The 19,860-nt window shown below is 38.3% G+C and carries 10 protein-coding genes and 3 pseudogenes; 10 read left to right on the top strand and 3 right to left on the bottom strand.

Translation table 11 applies throughout. The features are described from left to right. Positions 1 to 73: 73 nt before the first annotated feature. The 5 genes from FTU45_RS10825 (at position 74) to FTU45_RS10805 (ending at position 8,247) form a co-directional block, all read left to right on the top strand. On the top strand, positions 74 to 1,372 hold the full coding sequence (locus FTU45_RS10825; RefSeq protein ID WP_180051107.1) for an MFS transporter: 1,299 nt from the start codon (positions 74 to 76) through the stop codon (positions 1,370 to 1,372). A 15-nt stretch (positions 1,373 to 1,387) separates the two neighbouring features. Beyond that, the gene (locus FTU45_RS10820) at positions 1,388 to 2,233 is read left to right on the top strand and encodes a transketolase (RefSeq protein ID WP_100535581.1); all 846 of its coding nucleotides are present in this window, start codon (positions 1,388 to 1,390) and stop codon (positions 2,231 to 2,233) included. Positions 2,234 to 2,246: 13 nt separating this feature from the next. Further along, complete coding sequence (locus FTU45_RS10815) at positions 2,247 to 3,251, top strand: transketolase family protein (protein ID WP_100535580.1); 1,005 nt, start codon at positions 2,247 to 2,249, stop codon at positions 3,249 to 3,251. 161 nt (positions 3,252 to 3,412) lie between these two features. Further along, the gene (locus FTU45_RS10810) at positions 3,413 to 4,675 is read left to right on the top strand and encodes a carbohydrate porin (protein WP_100535579.1); all 1,263 of its coding nucleotides are present in this window, start codon (positions 3,413 to 3,415) and stop codon (positions 4,673 to 4,675) included. Positions 4,676 to 4,806: 131 nt separating this feature from the next. Then, a complete protein-coding gene (locus FTU45_RS10805) occupies positions 4,807 to 8,247 on the top strand; it encodes a pyruvate carboxylase (RefSeq protein WP_218944672.1) in 3,441 nt (1,146 codons plus the stop codon). Between the two features lie 197 nt (positions 8,248 to 8,444). On the opposite strand, the pseudogene FTU45_RS10800 reads toward FTU45_RS10805, so the two are convergent. Then, a pseudogene (locus tag FTU45_RS10800) lies at positions 8,445 to 8,852 on the bottom strand (IS3 family transposase); the annotation flags it as partial. Positions 8,853 to 9,045: 193 nt separating this feature from the next. Here FTU45_RS10800 and FTU45_RS10795 point away from each other — a divergent pair. From FTU45_RS10795 to FTU45_RS10780, 4 genes are all read left to right on the top strand, one after another. Then, complete coding sequence (locus FTU45_RS10795) at positions 9,046 to 9,717, top strand: hypothetical protein (protein WP_180076390.1); 672 nt, start codon at positions 9,046 to 9,048, stop codon at positions 9,715 to 9,717. Next, positions 9,714 to 14,783, top strand: a complete 5,070-nt coding sequence (locus FTU45_RS10790) for a tyrosine-type recombinase/integrase (RefSeq protein ID WP_180076389.1) — start codon at positions 9,714 to 9,716, stop codon at positions 14,781 to 14,783. Before FTU45_RS10795 ends, FTU45_RS10790 begins: the two co-directional genes overlap by 4 nt. 793 nt (positions 14,784 to 15,576) lie before the next feature. Next, positions 15,577 to 17,232 (top strand): HNH endonuclease signature motif containing protein, encoded by a 1,656-nt coding sequence (locus tag FTU45_RS10785; RefSeq protein WP_180076388.1) that lies wholly within the window; start codon positions 15,577 to 15,579, stop codon positions 17,230 to 17,232. A gap of 624 nt (positions 17,233 to 17,856) precedes the next feature. Next, positions 17,857 to 19,089, top strand: a complete 1,233-nt coding sequence (locus tag FTU45_RS10780; RefSeq protein ID WP_159139014.1) for an ATP-binding protein — start codon at positions 17,857 to 17,859, stop codon at positions 19,087 to 19,089. A gap of 17 nt (positions 19,090 to 19,106) precedes the next feature. Here the strand turns inward: FTU45_RS10780 and FTU45_RS10775 are convergent, their stop codons facing one another. Beyond that, positions 19,107 to 19,238, bottom strand: coding sequence for a diguanylate cyclase domain-containing protein (locus FTU45_RS10775; RefSeq protein ID WP_289845708.1), 132 nt, complete (start codon positions 19,236 to 19,238; stop codon positions 19,107 to 19,109). A gap of 65 nt (positions 19,239 to 19,303) precedes the next feature. Here FTU45_RS10775 and FTU45_RS10770 point away from each other — a divergent pair. Continuing rightward, positions 19,304 to 19,524: pseudogene (locus tag FTU45_RS10770) on the top strand (IS1 family transposase); the annotation flags it as partial. 156 nt (positions 19,525 to 19,680) lie between these two features. Here FTU45_RS10770 and FTU45_RS10765 read toward each other — a convergent pair. Next, a pseudogene (locus tag FTU45_RS10765) lies at positions 19,681 to 19,860 on the bottom strand (IS5/IS1182 family transposase); the annotation flags it as partial.

Here is a 19,860-nt window from a genome sequence, read left to right as displayed (position 1 = left end):
TCAGTGTTAAACATTTAAAATAACATCATGGTCACGAGAGGATATTGTGGCCAAGTGTAAAGGGACTCGCATGATGGATACTGTACTTTCATCTAATACGGATGCTATTCGTAAATCAGCATATCGGAAAATTGCATTTCGGCTGATGCCATTTTTAATGCTTTGTTATTTTTGTGCCTACCTAGATCGCGTAAATGTTGGCTTTGCCAAACTTCAAATGATGAGTGATTTACAGTTTAGTGAAGCTGTATACGGCCTCGGTGCAGGTATTTTCTTTATTGGATATTTCTTATGTGAAGTACCCAGCAATATTGTATTACACAAAGTAGGCGCCAGACGATGGATTGCTCGCATCATGATTACATGGGGTATTTTGTCAGGCTGTTTTGCATTTGTTGAAACAGAGTGGCAATTCTATACCTTACGCTTCTTACTTGGTGTTGCTGAAGCTGGATTAGCGCCAGGTCTATTACTTTATCTTACATATTGGTTCCCCTCTTATCGTCGGGCCCGTATGACTGTGCTTTGGTTTATTGCGATTCCAATTTCAGGAATGATCGGTGGGCCTCTATCTGGCTTAATCATGGACCAAATGAACAATGTGCAAGGGTGGCATGGTTGGCAATGGATGTTTGTACTTGAAGCTATACCTACAGTGGTTGTTGGTTTGTTAGTCCTCGCAGTTCTTAAAGATTCTGTTCAAGATGCACATTGGTTAACAAGTGCTGAAAAGAATTTAGTTCAACAAGAAATTTCACAAGATAATCAGCAGAAAGAAGGGCATAGCAGTATTAAAGACTTCATTAGTGATAAACGCTTGTGGTTACTTGCTGGAATCTACTTTTGTGTCGTAATGGGACAATATGCAATTACTTTCTGGTTGCCGACATTAATTCGTAACTCGGGTATTAGTGACAACTGGCATATTGGCTTGTTGACCAGCCTGCCTTATATGTGTGCCATAGTTGTAATGCTGTTAGCAGGCCGTAGCGGAGATCACTTTAGAGAGCGTCGCTGGCATTTAATTATTCCTATGTGTGCTGGTGCAATTGCACTGACCTTCGCAACATTGTTTGCCTCAAATCTAACCCTATCGCTGATTTGTTTATGTATTGCGGCATCGGGTGTACTCACTGCATCTTCTTTGTTTTGGATGTTGCCAACCAACTTTTTAGGTGGTGTTTCAGCCGCTGCTGGTATTGCTGGAATCAATAGTTTTGCCAATCTCGCTGGATTTTGTTCTCCATTTCTCATCGGCTGGATTACGACTAATACAGGTTCTAATGCCATAGGTATGTTCTTAATCACAGCAGTTTTACTTGTCGGTGCCACACTGGTAACGCGCGTTCCAGCAAAACTTGTTAATCGTTAATAAGAGAAGTTAATCATGTCAAATATTAATAAAGAAGCTCGTATTGCTGAACTACAGCAACGTGCCTATAACATTCGTCAACATGCGTTACGTATGGGACAAGTACAGGGCCAAGGTTATGTTGGGCAGGCCTTAGGTGCAGCTGATCTACTTGCAGTTTCTTATTTTCATGCAATGAAATATCAGCCTGAGAATCCTGAGTGGGAAGGACGAGATCGCTTTTATCTTTCAATAGGTCATTATGCAATTGCTTTATATGCAGCTTTGATCGAAGCAAAAGTTATTCCACTTCAAGAACTAGAAACTTATGGTTCTGATGACAGTCGTTTACCTATGTCAGGCATGGCAACGTATACCCCTGGTATGGAAATCACAGGTGGTTCATTGGGTCATGGTTTAGGCATTGCGGTAGGTGCTTGCCTCGGATTAAAGCAAAAGAAATCAGAATCTTTTGTTTATAACTTCCTATCAGACGGTGAGCTGAATGAGGGCTCGACATGGGAAGCTGTCATGTCAGCTTCACATTGGAAATTAGATAATCTCATCGCAATTATTGATGTGAATAATCAGCAAGCCGATGGGCATTCAAGTGAAATTCTAGCTTTTGAACCGATTGTAGATCGTTGGCAGTCTTTTGGTTGGTATACCCAACGCGTAGATGGCAACAATATGGAAGCTTTACTTGATGCTTTCGATCAAGCGAAAAGTCACGAAGGAACATGCCCAAGGGTCATTATTTGCGATACCAAAATGGGTAAAGGTGTTTCATTTTTAGAAAGCCGTGAAAAAACACATTTTATTCGCGTGGATGAACGTGAATGGGATGAAGCTTTAAATATATTAACCCATTACGGCAAATAAGGAGTCTAGATCCATGAGCCAATTAGCGAACTCTCCTAAGAAAAAATTAAAAACGTCTGCCATGATTGCTTCTATTGCTGCAGAAGGGCAACCAACCAAGTCTGCACCATTTGGACATGCTTTAAATGCACTAGCGAAAGAGCGTGATGATATTGTTGGATTATCAGCAGATCTATCCAAATATACAGATTTACATATTTTCGCGAATCAAAATCCAGACAAGTTCTTTCAAATGGGAATGGCCGAACAACTCTTGATGAGCGCTGCTGCTGGATTAGCTCGAGAAGGTTTCGTTCCTTTTGCCACGACTTATGCTGTTTTTGCTTCACGCCGAGCTTACGATTTTATCTGTATGGCGATTGCCGAAGATAATCTAAATGTGAAAATTGTAGCAGCCCTTCCTGGTTTAACTACAGGATATGGACCAAGTCACCAAGCAACAGAAGACATTGCCATTTTCCGTGGAATGCCAAATCTAATGATCATTGATCCATGTGATGCCTTGGAAATTGAACAGGCTATTCCGCAGATTGCTGCTCATCAAGGTCCTGTTTATATGCGCTTGTTGCGTGGTCAAGTTCCATTGGTACTGGATAAATATAACTACCAATTTAAATTGGGTAAGGCCCAAGTCATTAAGCCTGGTAAAGACCTATTGATTATTTCTACCGGATTACTGACCATGCGTGCGCTTGAGGCAGCGGAAGAGCTAGAAAAAGAAGGGGTAGAGGTTTCTGTATTACATGTACCTACGATTAAACCATTAGATGAACAGACCATTTTAGACGAAGTAGCTAAAGGAGGTCGTCCAGTTTTAACTGCTGAGAATCATTCTGTGGTTGGAGGCTTAGGTGAAGCAGTTGGAACCTTGCTATTAAGAAATGGGCAACATCCACGTTTTGATATGATTGGTTTACCTGATGCATTTTTAGATGCAGGCGCATTACCAACACTACATGATCGTTATGGTATTTCTACAGAAGCCGTTAAAGCAAAAATTAAAAATCACTTAACCTAAGAGAGTCCAACTCTGTTAGTGAATTGAGCATGGTGTATGACAGGAGTCCCGCCATGCTGCAATTTTATCACACCACTTTTAATCCAATTTAATCATTCAAAATAGCTTATTCAATTAGCTGTTTAGGGAAACTTATATTCAAAATTTGCAGGGATTGTGCAATGAAAAAAAGTAATTTTTTATGTCTTATTAGTGTACTTATTGGAACAAATACAGCTTGTTTTGCTGAGAACTTATTTGATGTAAATCGGACAAATTTAACAGGGGATTGGGATGGCAAACGAACAGCTTTAGCAGATAAAGGAATCAAATTTGATGCTAGTTCCAATCTCGATATTGCTTATTTAGCAGATGGTGGATATGCCCCACGACAAGACCCAACATATGTTAGCCAGTTTTCACTCGGTTCAACTTTAGATTTAGAAAAATTGATAAATGTAGACGGGGTGAGTGTCAGAGTATTAATTATGGCAAGACAAGGGCAAAGTGTATCAGTAGAGCAGATTTCCGATCCGCAAGCACCGCAATTGGCCAATGTACAGGCAAATTATGGTCGGGGTAATTCGGGTACAAGGCTTGCAGAACTGTCGATTGAAAAGAATTTCAGTAACGCAGTTACCAGTATTCGAGTTGGGCGTTTTGCCATGGGAACCTATTTCAATGTGATGTCTTGTGACTTTCAAAATAATTCTTTTTGTGGTGCACAAATGGGGAAATGGCAAGGCAATAAATGGATTAATGCACCTGTAAGCCAGTGGGCAGTAATGTCTAAATATAGTTTTAATCCTGAAGCTTTTATTCAATTTGGTGTATTCGAATATAACCCAAAAAACTTGGAAGAAAACGAAGGATGGAATCTAGATACAAAAGATGCAGACGGTTTTAATATTCCTGTCGAGTTGGTATGGCAGCCTAAAAACGCAGTTAATGACTTGCCTGGAATATATCGTATAGGAGCATTTTATAATACTTCTGATGAGGCCGATAATCAAAAGGACATCGTAACAGGAGAGTCTGAAGATAATACATATGGAGTATGGGGAGGAGTAGAACAGCAGTTATCGTCTAGGAATTTACCAAATCAAGGATTATATGGATTCATGAACTTCAGTTTCCATAATAAAACTACGAATAAAATTGGAAATATGCAACAAGTTGGTTTGAAATATATTGGTCTTTTAGATACCCATGCAAATGATATTTTTGGATTAGCAATAAACAGAATAAGTGTTAGCGACCGATTCCGTGCAAACTATTCAAATATTAATGAAGATGCTGAATATAATTTCGAAATTAATTACTCCTACTTCCCTGTTAAATGGTTAATGCTACGACCAAATATGCAGTACATCATCCATCCAGGTGCAACCAATTATATAAATAACGCTTTAGTACTAGGCTTCAGTTCGAAAATTATTTTTTAAAAATTAATGAATTGTTATTTCAGCTTTTGAAATACGAACTTTTCCTTTACTAGCTAAAAAAATATTTAGCGCCAAACTACGAATATCTTTAATAAGATTATGAATATATTACGAAATAAATGGGTATATAAATGATTAAGCCTATCCAGAAAATACTTATTGCTAATCGTGGCGAGATCGCGATTCGAGTCATGCGTGCTGCCTCAGAAATGGGCATCCGTACAGTTGCAATTTATGCAGAAGAAGATAAATTTGCCCTGCATCGCTTTAAATCGGATGAAGCTTATCAGGTAGGGGCAGGGAAAAAACCAATCGCTGCCTATCTGGATATTGAAGATATTATCCGTATTGCAGTTGAGGCAGGGGTAGATGCTATCCACCCAGGTTATGGCTTCCTGTCTGAAAACCCTGAGTTTGCAGAGGCTTGTAGCCAAGCTGGCATTCGCTTTATCGGTCCAAAACCAGAAGTAATGCGTCAGTTAGGCAATAAAGTGATGGCCCGTAAGGTTGCAATGGTTGCATGTGTGCCAGTTATTCCTGCTACAGCAGCACTACCTGAATGCATTGAAGACTGTCAGTTACTGGCAGCTGAGGTAGGCTATCCACTCATGCTCAAAGCGAGCTGGGGCGGTGGAGGTCGTGGCATGCGCGTGGTTGAACATGAGAAGGAACTCGAAGATGCAATTACTGTTGCACGTCGTGAAGCCAAATCTGCGTTTGGCAATGACGAAGTTTATCTAGAGAAACTGATTCGCCATGCCCGTCATGTAGAAGTGCAGATATTAGGTGATACCCATAGCAATATTGTGCATCTATTTGAACGAGATTGCACTGTCCAACGACGTAATCAGAAGGTGGTTGAGCGTGCGCCTGCACCTTATTTGTCCGAAGCCCAACGTAATAAAATATGTGAGGCCGCTTTAAGATTGGCTCGCGCAGTAAATTATACTCACGCCGGTACGGTCGAGTTCTTAATGGATGCTGAAACAGAAAACTTCTATTTTATTGAAGTTAACCCGCGTATTCAGGTGGAGCATACAGTCACAGAAGAAATTACTGGCATTGATATTGTTAAAGCACAAATTCGGGTGACTGAAGGTGCCGCGATTGGAGATGGTAGCAGTTTTATTCCACCCCAGGAGCAAATTAAACTGTTAGGCCATGCATTACAATGCCGTCTCACCACCGAAGACCCTAAAAATGGCTTTATGCCGGACTATGGACGTTTGACCGCATTTCGTAGCGCAACTGGTTTTGGGGTACGGGTAGACAGTGGTACTGCCTATACTGGTGCAGTCATTACGCCTTATTATGATTCATTACTGGCTAAGGTAACGGTTCGTGGTGCAAGTGCGGATGAAGCTAATGCCCGTATGCTACGAGCATTACAAGAGTTTCGTATTCGTGGTGTTTCAAATAATTTGGCATTTCTAGAAAATGTGGTGACACATCCTCTATTTACACAAGGTACCTGTACTACCCGATTTATTGATACCACTCCTGAATTATTTAACCTTAAACCTAAGCAGGACCGTGCGACAAAGTTATTAGAGTTTTTAGGTGACATTACCGTCAATGGGCAACCTGAACTTAAAGGACGTCCGCTTCCTGAGACAGTTCCAGCTCCAGCACAGTTACCAATATTTAACTTGAATCAGAATATTCCAAGCGGAACCCGAGACCAGTTTAAATTACTGGGTGCAGAAGGGTTCTCAAATTGGATGCTAGATCAAAAGCGTGTATTGGTTACTGATACCACTATGCGTGATGCCCACCAGTCCTTATTTGCAACACGAATGCGGACCGCAGATATGTTGGCTATTGCACCTTATTACTCCCAGATGGCCAGTGAGCTATTTTCACTAGAGTGCTGGGGGGGCGCAACCTTTGATGTGTCGATGCGTTTTTTAAAAGAAGATCCGTGGGAACGTTTAGCTAGACTTCGTGAAGCAGTGCCGAACATTTTATTTCAAATGTTGCTTCGCTCATCTAATGCCGTGGGTTATACCAACTATCCAGATAATGTGGTTCACCACTTTATTGCACAGGCAGCACAAGGTGGAATCGATTTATTTCGTGTATTCGATTCGCTAAATGCAGTTGATAACATGCGGGTTGCTATTGATGCGGTTCGAGAGTCGGGCATGTTGTGTGAAACAGCAATCTGTTATACCAGCGATATCTTTGACAATAACCGCAGATATAACCTCAACTACTATGTTGATATGGCAAAGCAGCTACAAAAGGCAGGAGCCAATATCCTGGCTATTAAAGATATGGCGGGGATATGCAAACCAGCCGCAGCACGTGAGCTGGTCAAAGCATTGAAAGAAGAAACCGGACTGCCAGTTCATTTTCATACCCATGACACCAGTGGTATTGCAGCAGCCAGTATTTTGTCAGCAATTGAGGCAGGCGTAGATGCTGTTGATACTGCCATGGATGCCATGAGCGGTCTCACTTCACAACCAAGCATGGGCTCTGTGGTTGCGGCCTTACAAAATACAGATCGGGACACAGGACTTAACCCTAACAACCTGCAACAGCTTTCGACATACTGGGAAGGTGTGCGCCATATCTATAAGCCGTTTGAGGCGGATATGCGTGCTGGTACAGCTGATGTCTATCATCATGAAATGCCGGGTGGACAATATACTAACTTGCGTGAACAAGCTCGTTCAATGGGTATTGAAGAGCGCTGGACGGAAGTATCTGATGCCTATGCACAAGTTAACTTATTGTTCGGTGACATTGTTAAAGTCACTCCAACCTCTAAAGTGGTGGGTGATATGGCCTTATATATGGTATCGAACAATCTTAGTCCACAAGATATTGAAGATTCTGAACTTGAAATTGATTTCCCTGAGTCGGTGGTTTCCCTGTTTAAGGGGGAGCTAGGCATACCAGTACATGGTTTTCCAGAAAAGTTACAGAACAAGGTATTAAAAGGTGCAGCCCCGTTAAATGACCGTCTTGGTGCAGTTATGCCACCAGCCGATCTGGCGGGTAAAAAAGCAATGCTTGAGAATATGTTTGGGAAACTAGTCACTGAACAAGAATTGGCGTCATACCTGATGTATCCAAAAGTCTTTACCGACTTTATGCAGCACGAAATGAAATATGGCACGGTCTCAAGTATTCCATCTTCAGCGTTCTTTTATGGTCTAAAAGAGCAAAGTCCAGTCGAAATCGAACTTGAACGCGGTAAAGTACTCGAAATAAAACTGTTGGGCCGCTCAGAAGCCAAGGATGGAGTGATTGATCTGTTTGTAGAGCTGAACGGCCAGTTACGTCTGGTTCAGATTAAACAGGCAAGCCAAAAAGAATCGACGGCTCATTCAAAGGCAGACCCGAAGAATACAAAACATATCGGTGCTTCGATGCCGGGCATGATTAGTACAGTACCTGTAAAACTTGGTCAGTCTGTCAGGAAAGGTGAAACCTTATTTACCATTGAAGCAATGAAAATGGAGATTGTGATTAAAGCTGATCAGGACTGTGTGGTTCAGGAAGTTTTAATGGGTGTGGGTAATCAGGTTAAAAATATGGATTTAGTTTTAATATTAAATTAAAAGATTTAGTTATAATTTTGGCACTGTTGCAAATAGAGATTTGAGTCGATGATGTTCCCTTAAAAAGTTCTTAGAGATCGAAAAATCTGTTGATTAGATGTATTAATTCAGACTTGATCGGACATAGCTCTTGAAAAATAGGAAGTTACCCATTTTGATGTGTGCTGAAAAAACAGGACACTTCGACTTGGGAGATTCTATGCAGCCAATTTAAAAAAGTCCTCTGCTGTTTGATTTGGTGTTTTAAAATCCAGTCCTTTCTGAACTCTCTGCTGATTATAAAATAGCTCTATGTATTTTGTAATATCTGCTTTAGCTTCCTCTCTTGTTTGATAGTTGCGATGATGAACCAATTCATTTTTTAATATTCCCCAAAAGCTCTCAATCGGTGCATTATCGTAACAATCACCGCGTTTAGTCATTGAACCCTGAAATCCATATTTTTCAAGTATATTCCGATATTCATGACTGCAATATTGACTACCCCTATCTGAATGAACGATCAAGCCTTCAGTTGGCTCATGATTGCCAATAGCCATACTCAGTGCATTACAAACAAGCTGTGACGTCATACGCTCATTTAAGCTATAGCCAACGATTTGTTGGCACTGTTGCAAATAGGCTGACATGATAAGCTAAATATCTTAGATTGGTGTAAAAATAAAGTTAGTAAATAAATTATATAAATCAAATACTTTTTTATTAAATATAAAATTTATTTGATTTAATTTTGTTAATTTTGGGACTGTGTTATTCTACTATTGTGACGCTAAAAATAACTTACCTGTGCAGAAAAAAATGATGACACCATTGCTCATTGATGCATTAACAATTTCTGAAGGCAGGTTTGAAAAACCATGCCCAGTTTTAGTTTTGAAAATGATGTTACTCAATGAGGAAATGAGCCGGGAGTTTTCAGAAAAAATTAAAAATCAAGCATTACTACTGCTCGCGATATATCGTAAGTTACTGCTTGCTGTCGATAGGGACTTATGTAAGGTAAAAACTCTAAAGGATAGTGTGAAAAGAAGACACTGGGCTAAAGTGGATAAAGCACAGGACAAGATGGTGGTTGCAGGCCAACTTCGACTAAAGAGTTTAGATCCAGAAGAAATGATTTTATTTTTAAATACACAGCATTTTTTGAAAAAGCTGCCGATTTCCTTTGTTCAAGAATTGGTTAATTGGGCATCACCGGTGGTGAGTGGTAATTTTTTAATCGAAAATGTTTTAGCTGGTTATATCGCCCAGAAGCTTTTGCCATTAGAAAGAATTAAAGTGAAAGAGCTGGGCAAGTCTGTGCAACCATATTTTCATTTAGCTAACTTTTCTGTATTTTTACCTCGACTGGAGGAACTTTATCAAAAATATCAGCAGCAAATTGTTCGTTTGGCGCCAACGGCAGAAGTTGCTTTAGCTTTAACAGACTTTGGAAAAGCATGGATTTATCGTCTTAGGAGTAGGCTATGAATATTTATTTTAAGCAACTGCTAGAATGGATAAACCAGAATACCCCTATAGAAGAACAAAAACTCCTCCGAGCATTATTTTTATTACGTGCACATTATAGCTTAGCCGGTATCGTTGTCATTTGTCAGCGAATTTTCACTTTGATTGGTGATAATGAATTACCAGAATTTCGTGATGAGCTTAATACGTTAAAGATCATTAGTAGATTGCAGGATTCTAAGAAATATGCACATTTTTTCTCAGAAACAATAGATAGAAACAGACATACACCCACGCCATTACGTCCATACACTGGAGACAGTGGAATTTGTGATTTGCTATTGATTCAAGCAGGAGAAAATCATAATAATGAGAGTTTTGATACTGTAATTATTTGGTTTTTAGAGCAAATTTTTCATTTTCAAGACAAGGTACATGCTCTTGAGCTTTATAGTAGTTATTTAAAGGGTGATGGAAGCATAAAGCTGAAAGACCAAAAAGGATCTCGTGTGTACAATGCCTTTTTAGCGATTAGGCTATTAGGTGATGCTGGTAATACACAGATTTTAGAAGATGTAAAAGCTTCACTGCTTCAAAATTCACCGAAGCAACTGATTCAGTTAATGTCTGTTCATAATAATGATGAACAATTAAATAAAATTTATTATGCATTAAAGCTATTTTTATCACAAATCTGGCGAAATAATCGGCTAAAAAATAACAAAAAACGTCGAGAGTTTTTACACCGTATAGGGATAAAGCACAAAAAATTGATCCTGCAACGATATGGTTCATTAAGTATTGCTATTCAACCTTTAGAAGATGTAGATGAAATTCATCGTGGTCTAGTCTCAGATGTATTTGAGCATGATGAGATTGAAGAAGATGAAACACCATTGGAGCCCTTGTTTAGATTTTTTTTGGCAGAACAATCCGATTTACTTCGAGGGTTTTATGCATCTAAGTCGACTTCTCAACATATTGAAGCTGCAAATGTTGGTTTAGTTTGGACCAAATCGCGATTGTCCTTAAATTCAATTCAAGAAGTATTTAGACTCTGTCAACCATCTCATACAGATACCAGCATGATGTTACGCGCAAAATTAGCTTTGATATTAAGCTTGCTCACCGGACGTCCGGTGGGTGAATTTAAAGCGCCAAGTTTTAGTCAAAATACTGGTCATAATAATATTACTGGTCATAATAATATTACTATTAAGTATGATCATACTTTATCTGCATATGTATTGAGTATTTTAGCTGGGACACCAATACTCAAAAAAAAGCCAAAAAAATCTAAATTTCACGTGCCATGGACCAACGAGTTACATTTGATTTTACCGATTGAACTCAATGATTTGGTGAGTCAAGTCAAAAATCTTGGGATTACAAGACAGCATATTGCAGTTGAACGTGACGCGAGTGAACTGATTAACCGTGTACCTAAAGAGCTAGAAATCAGCCTCAAAAGCATTCGAGATATTCTTCCACGGTTGTTATATGATCATAGCCAAGGTGATTTAGCTGTCGTTAAAGCAGTGACGAATGCATCAGGTCGAAATTATGATAACTTGATTCATTATGCCTCTTTTGAACAGAGGCAACTTGAGCAACTCTGGGCTGCTTGTTTAAGAACGATAAAAATTAATATTCCTGAATATATATACTCTTCCAATAAGCGGGTGGGTAGCCCAATTGGAATAAAGATTATTGAAATACAAAATGAAATTGCACGAATAAAAAATTATATATATCAAGCCAATGAACAGAAAGATTGGCAGATGTTCTTTAAGTACTTAATGTCATATACGGAATTATGGATAAATCTTGCCACAGCTGGTCGAGGGATTAAACAACCCTTTCCAAAGTGGATCAGTCAGCAAGGCTGGGCCTTGATTCAAGATAAGCATCATCAAAATGAATCAACTGATCGTTATGTGCCATTGACTCCAGCATTGATCAAACAAATTCAAAGTTTACGTGGTTTGATGGGAATGTTGGGGGAGCAAATTGAGCTACGTGTTGATTTATCATCTTATGCTGTGCAACTGTATGATCCTCATCAGATTGAAGATTTAATTAGAAATTGGGCACGGAAGTTGGTTCGCTCTGATCGTAATCAGTTACCTGGGAGGTTCAAGGACGCTGGACTTGGGCACTGGATACGGGGTCGTCATCCATGGGATATATTATCCGTATTTCCTGTATCAGCCTTTAAACAACAGTGGCTTGATGTACAAGAAAACTTGCAAAAACAATTAGGTTTCGAGTGTATTGAAGATTTTGATTTTTTAAAAATCAAGAATGTTCCTACATTTGTTTTAACTCAAGAGACTAAAACAGTACAAGTAGAGACAAAGCTTAGAATAGAGTTTTCAGAAAATGATGTAAAAGAATGGCTGAAAAACCCAGACTATAAGTCCTATTATCAGCTGATTTTTGAGGAAAATCCTGAGCCACAAGTAGCTTTAGAGCTTGGCCATCTATTAGCCTCAAATTTAGCTAAAAATAAAAATATTGATTTGCCTCAAGCGATTAAAGCATATTGTGCTTATATTCGCGATGAAGCGAAAATTCCTTTATTCGTTCAGTTACCTCAAAAGGCTCATCGTACATGGCTGACATCTGAAAATAGTTTTAGTACATGGTGTTATATAGAACAAAACTTACTTGATCATATTCAGAAGGATTTAGAACATTTACCTGAACATCAAAATTGTGATGTTGAAATAGGACGTTTGCTGGTTGTACTCTCCATGTATTCACAACTGTGCAGAGTGAGCCATTTACAAGCGATGTTGGAGTTTATTGCTTCTGATCAACATATAGTCGCTATGGGGAATAGTCGGCTCGTTGAACTGACAGTGAATAATGATAGATCTGTGACAAAGATACGCCGTACAGTAATGTTAAGTCCTTATGTCTCGACGTTAATTTTAGTAGACCGACAGTATCTACAGCCCCGATTAGAAGAGATTTTAGCACAGCCAAGAAATCAACAAAGAACGGCTTGGCAAAAGTGTTTTAATACATATTTAAAACAAATAGGGGTTAAGTCAACTCTATCGTTAGCTCAATGGTTGAAAGCTTTACAGCAAAATGTGATGTTAAATAGCACTCCGTTGATTGCAGGTTATATATCAGGCCAAGTCCTGACTGAAGATCTTTCAATAAATGAATTATTACGCTTATTCGAATATGAAAAATTAACCACAAATTTAGATAGCACTGAGCCAGAAAGTGAAATAGAAATAGACGATGAGCAACTACATTTGTCTGATATTTTAGCGATGATTCAGCAACTAAAAGGTGAATCTAGATCAAGCATTTGGCTTAAACAGCTTGCTAGTAATAAAACGAATCGCTACTCAGTCAATTTATTAACATGCTTTGTGCAATGGTTGATTTTACGCTGTGATGCAGAAGAGTTAAGTCTACAGAATCGAAATATGATTCATCTACATTTAGCTATCGTCAGTGCAGGTATATTGGGGTTTTCAGAAGATTTAACAAAAGATAGCCAGATTAATGAAGATGTATTTCAAAAATGGATGGAGTTGACGCAAGAGCATTTTCCACACCGCAAGCATCTCGCAGCGTGGAATCGCTTTAGGGATTTTTTAATTCAGTTAAATGATGATCGGATAAAGTTACACAAGCGTGCAGCACATCAAGCAAGTGCTAAAGTCTTTTCAAAAAATGAAGTGCAGCAGATCGTTCAAATCTTACAATCTGTAGAGTCTGGGGTGAATGATGCTGCTTTACGTCTAGAGATTCAGCGTCATTTTCGTTTATCTGCGGCGATGGGTGTACGCCGTTCAGAGGCGCTTCATTTACGGCCCTTAGATATTGATGAGGATATGCTCAGAATTCGTCCTTATGGTGAGCATCAGTTAAAAACACTTGGATCAGAACGTGTTGTTCCGATGAATTTATTAAGCCAGACGATTAAAAAGGGATTAGATGATATTTATAAGAATAAAAAAGATTCAATATTAATTTCCGATGAGAACAGTGAGCATAGGACTTTTTTTGATCAAATATCTCAAATATTAAAGAAAGTCACTGGAGATGTTGATCTCAGCTTACATCATTTAAGACATACGTTTGCAAGTGCATATACTTTAAAGTGTTTGCAAACAGTGGTGGATTTTAAAGCGCTGACGATAGAACTGCCATGGCTACAAACTTGGATGCCATCGAATGAGCAATTTAATACGCTAGTAGGCAATGAAGGACAGGTTGGGCAAGGGATTAAGGCGATTAGTCGAGTGCTTGGACATTTACATGAATCGACAACATTAAAGCATTATATTCATATCTTATTTCTAGCTACTTATGCCTATAGCATGCAACAACAGCAACCCAATTTACATACTGCATTTTTTAAGCGAGTCATGAGTCGGAGTAATTTATTCAGGCATTTCCAAGCGATTAACCAACACAATGGTAATCTAAAATATGAGTTGAGAGATACCATCGAAAAATATGTGCTCAAAAAAATAGAAAGTCAGAGGTGGGTAATCTATGCTCAAAAAAGAGGGAATTCGACGGGTAAAGTAATTAAACACGAACTGTTTCAAAAGATTGAAGATATTGAGCGGTATCTTATTTCTGGACAGGGGCAGCCACAATTAGATATTGAGCCCTGGAAGAGAGCTTTAATTACGATGTCAAACATTCCTTCAGGTAAACGTGGTTCAAATATAGGAAGACATCCATTCTTGACACAAGGAAAATTAGCACGTTTGCCTGAATTACTAAGGGCTGTAGATTTTAATTTCGCACAAGAGATTTTAGAGCGATTTGATTATTTAGAACAAAACCAATCAGAAACTTACAATTGGTTAATAAAAAAATGGTTGTATGAAAGTAATGTAACAAAAGTATTGATGCATTTTACGGCAGAGGATGAACCTATGCTTTCAATCCTTACAGAACATCAGTTTTTTCCGATAGTGATGAAACATAATAAATATGATTATTTTAGAATTATGTCTCAACAAGCGTCATTAAGCGCCGTGCGATGGGTACTAGCATGGTTGAGTGTACGATATTTGGTGATTAGAGATCATATCAGAATTTAAGTAAATATGACTTACGCACGCTTTATTACATAAAGTTTTGAAAGACAGCGCTACCCTAATTGAGCTAAATTCAAGTGACAATTTGGGTATAAGTGCAGCCAAATTCTGTGAATTTGTTCAAGACAGCTACGTGTGCATAAATATCATTTACCTGACTACATCATACCTTGCATTTAATATGCTGCTAGAAGCCGTATAGCATCCTTCCTTGTGCAAATAGCCTAAGCATATATCGTTCAACCTAAGGGGCCTAGGAATCAGCGACTTTGATTTGTTCTTTGCTTTCAATTTGATCCATATGTTATCGATTTATATTTTTTTATTTAAAAATGAATAAAAAAATTCTAATTCGGTTTGACCAAAGAAAAAGATACCCATATGATAATTACATTACAGCAAAATCTGTAATCGGGCGTGGAAACCTGAAAATTACTACAGAAGCATTAAAACCGCTTTAGCGGTTTTTTGTGCTTATTATGCTTAGTTTGCCATTATGGTAGGCCAGGCAGGGCAGTCTATGACTGGCCGTCTTCTGTAGTGCGGTATTTCCACCCCTGTTTGGTCTACCTCCATCTCGTGGAAAAGATGGTTGTAGATAGTCAACTCTAAACTACAGGTACTAAACATGAAGATTTTATTATCTAATCCCCCCATTTCTCTTAGGTCTCTTTTGTTAGCGCTGACTGAATATTGACGGTCATTTAATTCATCGCTTTAACCAAATCGAACTATATACACTTTCAAATTTCGTACTTGAGCGAAAGTAGGACAGTGTTGTCTGGAGAAAATAAAAATGGGTCCAACACGATTATTGACCAATATTATTCAGCGTAAAGTCATGTTGCCAGAAGAAATGTCACCTTCAATGCAGCGTGACAATTTTGAAGTTGCACTGACTGATTTTGAAAAGCATCCAATCATCAAATGTTTATTTAAGGCGGATAACCAGCGTTCTACGGAATGTTGGAGCGTGCAAGAAATTGCAAACTTTATTGAGGATTGCACAGAAGATCAAAACATCAATTTATGCATTTTGTATTGGAAAGATATACACGGCAATATTTACATTATTGATGGGGCACATCGTCTTTCCTGTATTTATGCATGGATCAATAGATATTTTGCGGATGAGCAAGTCCCTCAAGCACCTAATTTCAATGATCAACAAAAACAAGATATTCGTTACCTCCGCAATTATTTAGGAGATCTTGCTGATTTTCAAAAAATTTGTACTGATGCCGAATTTGCAGAAAAAAAATCGAAATTAGGCGATATTAAAATCAGTTTCCGGCAGGTACTGGGGACTCCAGAAGATGCGCGACGGGTATTTCAATCGATTAACTCAGATACTAAACGTCTAGATAAATATGAGGAATATCATCTCAGAAGTCGCGGGAGTGACGCCTATTATGCGATCTATGCCTGTTGTTATATCAATGACAATAAATCTAACTTGGAAGAGCTCCAATATACACGTTTAAATTCGCTGATCGAGTTGGGGGAGAAGATCCATCAGCTGCTTTTCTCTACCATATTATTAGATACTGAAATGAGTCATGGCAAAAAAATTGGCTTGGTCAATGAGCTCATGAATATCATCGCGGGTGATCAGATTCATAATATCATGAGCCTGAATCAGGGTGAACGCGTTGAAAAGATCATGTCACATCTGTTTACGGTCCTTTGCAGAATGGCCACTCCTGTAAAAAATACTGGGGTTCCGAGTTTGGGCTTACATCCGTTCTTATATTTTTATAAGGACCAGCGTTTTCAGATTACTTCCTTTCTGGCATGGTTTGCTATTGTGTTTGAAATTCATGAAAGCCTGATGCAGATTCACCATCGAACCATTAGCTTTAAAGAGTTTACACGTGTCCGCCGTAGTATTGAGTTCTTGATTGCCAATTTTCCAGTGGCGACCACTGAAACGGTCGGTAAGTTCGGCAGTGGGATTAAAGGCTATGATCGGCTACAAATCGTTTATAAAGCCTTTATCTGTTTAAGCCTGGAAATGGATGTCGATTTTGAAGATGAAGAATGCCTGAACACCTTTATTTTGTCGATGTCAAAGGCTTTCAAGTACATCAACTTTAATGAGTTTTATTCTGAAAGATTTTTGGGTAATTATGATGATGGGGTTGTAGAGCATGTAGTCGGATATGTTGAATCGATTAGCCCGATCTCTCGATCAAAGCCCAAGGCCTTTTCAGCATTAACCAAAAATTTGCTTAAGCACAATTTTCTGGTGGGTAATCATAACTTTTGCCCCATTTGTGATGGATTAATCTATCTCGATTCTACTGAATCGGATCATCGGATTGCCAAAGCCGCAGGTGGCCAAGGGGTGCTAGAGAATGGTCTGCTGGTTCATCCACTCTGTAATAGAATGAAATCAGATCTGAGCCTGGAAGAGATTAGAGCGGATTTGTTTGGTGAATTACTGTATTAATCAGCAGAGTGATGAACTCATTTTCTCAAGTGTGTTAATTAATGATAAATCACATGATTTAACTTTTGATATATTCAGCCAGTGTAGCTTTTTTTAATTAAGTGCAGAATCATAGCTAGAAGCTAGCTGTAGTTTCTGAATGACCGTCAAGGTCCTTAGTTTTGCCCATTGATCCCTCTCTGGGCATTTTTTTTGATCAAAAATCATGTGTAGATGCCCTAGAATAAACCTTTTAGCATTTCATAAGCAATCAAGATTAAGCCTGACACCATCAGCACCACAAAAATGAGTTCCACTCTAGTTAACATAGTAATTCCATTTACTTTTCACTCAATTTATATGACAAATAAGTCGTAGCAGCAATGACATAACATGACATAGAAAATAATCAAAAAGACAGAATTTGGATTATCTCATCGATGAAAACCTATCAAATTTCGTCTAAAGAGTAGACCTGGTATCTTGGAGCTTGTCGTGATTAGCGTCTCTAAACTGCTATAACAGCAGTTTAGAATTTTAAATATTTCACATGAACTAGAAACTTTCCTTTTAATTAAATATATTTTAACTTAGTATCTAAACTTTGATAGAATTAATTAAAACTTTAGAGTTTAAGTGGAAACAATGAGAAAAACTAATATTCGACGTGATAGCTACTTAAAATTTCTGAATACATGGCAAAACCGTGATGTCATTAAAGTGCTTTCGGGTGTACGTCGCTCTGGAAAATCCACCTTGCTGGCGATGTTTCAACAAGACCTAAAAGCACAGGGGGTACAAGCCGAAAACATCATTGTCATCAACTTTGAATTTATGGAATTTGAAGAACTCACCGATTACCGTAAACTACATGATTATGTATTGTCAAAAGTTGATGAAAGCAAGAAAAACTATGTTTTTTTAGATGAAATACAACATGTTACCAATTTTGAAAAAGTAGTCGACTCTTTATATGTTCGGGATTATATCGATTTATATATTACAGGTTCAAATGCATTCTTTCTGAGTGGAGAACTTGCGACTTTACTCACAGGACGCTATATCGAGCAACATGTTTTACCCTTGTCATTCCAAGAGTTTAAACAGTGGCATATTGAAAATAATCCGATCATCCAACAATTATCCAATCGTGATTTGTATGCTATGTACACGCGAAGTAGTTTCCCCTATACGCTTGCCATGACCAGCCAGCAGGAAACCTATGATTACTTGCAAGCAGTCTATGCCAGTGTAATGTTTAAAGATGTTATTCCCCGTTTAAATACTGCCGATATTAACTCTCTCGAGCGTGTCGCAAGATATTTGGCAAGCGTGACAGGCTCACCCATTTCCATCAATAAAATTAAAAATACCTTTGTTTCAAGCGGGGTTAAAATCTCATTTGAAACAGTGAAGCGCTATATTCGGGGCTTACAGGACAGTTTGCTATTTTATAGCGCCGCACAGTTTAAAGTACGTGGGCGTGAGTTATTACAATCCTCTGAAAAATACTATTTAGTTGATGTTGGATTGCGCCGCATTATGTTGCCTGATGCTAATGCTGATCAAGGTCATATCTTAGAAAATGTGATTTATCTTGAGCTTGTCAGACGAGGTTATACGGTCTATGTAGGGCGGATTGATGAATATGAAATTGATTTTGTTGCTGTCGATACTTTACAGAATTTAACTTATTATCAGGTGGCATTAGAAACCCTCAATGAGGAGACACTAAGCCGAGAGTTACGTCCATTACAGAAAATTTCTGATTCATATCCCAAGTATTTACTTACCTTAGACACGATCGGGACTGAAGCCAATTATAATGGTATTGTAAAAATGAACGCTCTTGATTGGTTGCTGTCTGAAAATAAGTAAAGTGGAGTCTACTTAGGTTAGTTAAAACACACTCTGTTTCGGCCATTATTTTTAGCTTGGTATAAACGTTGATCTGCGGTTTCTAAAGCACTCATTAACTGGGACTCTGCATCTATTTTGGCGGCCCCAAAACTTGCAGTCACTCGAATCTGATGAACAAAAAGGTGCCCTTCAATCTTTTTTCGTAAGTGAACCGTACCGGGTTTGTCGGAGGCGAATTTCGAGTAATTTATGGGACAGTTTTGTCACTGCTTTTAAAATTATAAGCAATCGATTGGTAAGTTCTTTACTGTAGGTATTGAAGGTAATAATTGCAGAATCAGGCATCGGCTCAGGCGTGGATTTAGGAGAAGCTGTAATTTTTCGAAAAAGTTAGAAAACCACTTTAAGGCTTTCGATTTAACCTTCTTCCACATCAATAATGGCTGCATTTAATCCCAGCATACTTTTTGAAACACCACCACTTCAATTCAAACAAATTTTAAGAAAAAATCTAAAAAAATTCTCTTTAGAATCTATAGGAAAAACCTAATAAGAATCAAGAATATATACCAAATGATAAAATTTTAAATATTAGGGTCTGTTGACATTTCAAGTATAGAATTTACCCGATAAAGGTAGCCAAATAAATATACAAGCTAATACAACTGCCCCCTCATAGCTACACTTTAGCTTATCATATCGTGTTGCTATTCCTCTGAACTGCTTTAACCTACAAAATGCATTCTCAACTAAGTGTCTGATTTTATATAAATACCAATCCATATGATC

The organism is Acinetobacter sp. YH12106, assembly GCF_013418995.1.
Classification (GTDB): domain Bacteria; phylum Pseudomonadota; class Gammaproteobacteria; order Pseudomonadales; family Moraxellaceae; genus Acinetobacter; species Acinetobacter pseudolwoffii.
This window is presented reverse-complemented; position numbering and strand designations above follow the sequence as displayed.